Origin of the sequence: Caulobacter sp. (assembly GCF_035254145.1) — a bacterium.
In the GTDB taxonomy this organism is placed as follows: Bacteria; Pseudomonadota; Alphaproteobacteria; order Caulobacterales; family Caulobacteraceae; genus Caulobacter.
Map to the genome: position 1 here is coordinate 1 of NZ_DATFAV010000217.1, position 2,975 is coordinate 2,975.

The 2,975-nt window shown below is 66.8% G+C and carries 1 protein-coding gene and 1 pseudogene; both read left to right on the forward strand.

Features of this window, described 5'->3' with window-relative positions; translation table 11 throughout:
* The first annotated feature begins 434 nt into the window (after positions 1–434).
* Positions 435–2,312, forward strand: a complete 1,878-nt coding sequence (locus VJ655_RS13540) for a ribonucleoside-diphosphate reductase subunit alpha (protein ID WP_324111898.1) — start codon at positions 435–437, stop codon at positions 2,310–2,312.
* 190 nt (positions 2,313–2,502) lie between these two features.
* Positions 2,503–2,975: pseudogene (locus tag VJ655_RS13545) on the forward strand (DUF2219 domain-containing protein); the annotation flags it as partial.

Genomic DNA, 2,975 nt, shown 5'->3' on the forward strand with positions numbered 1-2,975 from the left:
GGGAGGGCCCGGCGGAAACGCCGGGCCCTTTCTCTTTGTCCGGAGGTTTCCGTTCGTCAGCCGCGAGCGCCGACCCTGGCCCGCAGGGCTTTCAAGGGGCTCCGCCGTCGTCCCGTCCCGGCGCCGCCGTCCACCGGCGTCCGCCCTGTCTTGTGGTCATCCTGTGAGCGAACATCGTTGTCCGGGGGCGGATGTCCTGGGGCGCCTTGCGGCGGTCTGTCGCGGGTGAAAAAAGTTCGCCTAGGCAACCCCTTGATCCTGCCTCACAACTTCGAGCCGTTCACAGCTTGTTAACGAAAAACTCTCCGTCGGGCCGTTGACGAGTCATTCACCACTGTGGCCCCATATGTGGGTTGAGGGGGCTCCTCAGCCACAAGATATAGCGGCTGGTTGGGACTTTCCCTTCACCGGAACACGCTGATTGAGCAATGGATTTGGTCATGAACGGCAGTGAAGCGGCGAAGACGAACACCCGGAACGAGGCCCGCCTGGCCGCGATCAAACCCGCCAAGCGCCCGCAGCTGGCGCTGGTGCGCAAGGTCGAGGTCGATCGCTCGCGCGACGCCCTGCTGACCGATTTCGGCAAGACCACGCTGGAAGACCGCTACCTGCTGCCGGGCGAGTCGTACCAGGACATGTTCGCCCGCGTGTCGACGGCCTTCGCCGACGACGCCGACCACGCCCAGCGCGTCTACGACTACATGAGCCGCCTGTGGTTCATGCCGGCCACCCCGGTGCTGAGCAACGGCGGCGCCGATCGCGGTCTGCCGATCAGCTGCTTCCTGAACGCCGTCAACGACAGCCTGGACGGCATCCTCAGCGTCTGGAACGAGAACGTCTGGCTGGCGGCCAACGGCGGCGGCATCGGCACCTACTGGGGCGGCGTCCGTTCCATCGGCGAGAAGGTCAAGGGTCAGGGCCAGACCTCGGGCATCATCCCCTTCATCCGCGTGATGGACAGCCTGACCCTGGCGATCAGCCAAGGCTCGCTGCGTCGCGGCTCGGCGGCCGTCTATCTCGACATCCACCACCCCGAGATCGAGGAGTTCCTCGAGATCCGCAAGGCGTCGGGCGACTTCAACCGCAAGTCCCTGAACCTGCACCACGGCATCAACATCACCGACGAGTTCATGCATGCGGTGCGCGACGGCAAGAAGTTCGGCCTGCGCTCGCCCAAGACCAACGAAGTCCTGCGTGAGATCGACGCCCGCGCCCTTTGGCAGAAGGTCCTGGAGCTGCGCCTGCAGACCGGCGAGCCCTATCTGGTGTTCTCCGACAGCGTGAACCGGGCCATGCCTTCGTTCCAACAGGAACTGGGCCTGAAGGTTCGCCAGTCGAACCTGTGCAGCGAGATCATGCTGCACACCGGCACCGACCACCTGGGCAACGAGCGCACCGCCGTGTGCTGCCTGTCGTCGGTCAACGCCGAGACCTTCCTGGAGTGGCGCGACCATCCGACGTTCATCGAGGACGTCATGCGCTTCCTCGATAACGTGCTGCAGGACTTCATCGATCGCGCGCCCGACGCGGCCTCGACCGCCGTCTACGCGGCCATGCGCGAGCGTTCGGTGGGCCTGGGCCTGATGGGCTTCCACAGCTTCCTGCAAAGCCAGAACGTCCCGTTCGAGAGCGCCCTGGCCAAGAGCTGGAACATGCGGATGTTCAAGCACCTGCGCCGCGAGGCCGACAAGGCCAGCATCGCCATCGGCGAGGAGAAGGGCCCGTGCCCGGACGCCGCCGAGCGCGGCTCCAAGGAGCGCTTCTCGCACAAGCTGGCCATCGCCCCGACCGCCTCGATCTCGATCATCTGCGGCGGCACCTCGGCGGGCATCGAGCCGATCCCGGCCAACATCTACACCCACAAGACCCTGTCGGGCTCGTTCGCGGTCAAGAACCCCTATCTGGAGAACCTGCTCGAGGAGAAGGGCCAGAACACCGACGCGGTGTGGGGTTCGATCCTGGAGCACGAAGGCTCGGTCCAGCACCTGGACTTCCTGAGCCAGGACGAGAAGGACGTCTACAAGACCGCCTTCGAACTGGACCAGCGCTGGGTGGTCGAGCTGGCCGCCGACCGCACGCCGGAAATCTGCCAGAGCCAGTCGGTTAACATCTTCCTGCCCGGCGACGTCGACAAGTGGGACCTGCACATGCTGCACTGGCAGGCCTGGGAACGCGGGGTGAAGAGCCTCTACTATCTGCGCTCCAAGTCGGTGCAGCGCGCCGCCTACGCCGGCGCCGAGGACAAGGTCCAGACGGCTGGCTTCGACGCGCCCGAAAAGACCGACTACGACGAGTGCCTGGCCTGCCAATAGGCGAGGCGACCGCGGGAGCGGTCACGGCCCACTGATGGAAAGACGGCGGCGCGATGGGGATCGCGCCGCCGTTTTGCGTTTGGACGGAACCGGCGGCGCTCACGGCTGTTCACCACGTGCGCTTTCGTCGCGGTGGACAGGCGGCGTGAAGGGCGTAGGCTGGGTGTCCATTGGGATTGGGGAATCCGTGATGCGGGTCGCTGGGGAGCGTACCGTTTTCAGCCTGATCGCCGCGTGCGCGGCCATGGCGAGCCTGTATGGGACCGCCGCCTGCGCGGCGTCCAAGGCGGGCAAACTGGCCAAAGCGGCCAGCGGCGGCGTCTCGACTCCCGGCAACCCCGCCCCGGCGGACAAGGTCTCCTTCCAGGTTAAGCCCGAGACGCTGCGGCCGCTGGATCCGGCCAGCGCCACGGGCATTGTCTCCTATGACGTCGATGCGATCGAACTGGCGCTGGAGGGCGGCTTCGCCCTGTCGCCCGCTGGCGTCGCGTCCGGCGACGCGCGCATCCTCGACGCCGACCGCTATTACGACGGCGCCGGGCCGGTGAGCTGGCGCACGAACGCCTTCACCCACCAGGCCCGCGCTGGCGGGCCGATCGATTCCGTCCGCGTCTCGGTGGCCGGCCTGGCCCGGACCGCCGCCGTCGCGCCCCTGACCCTGGT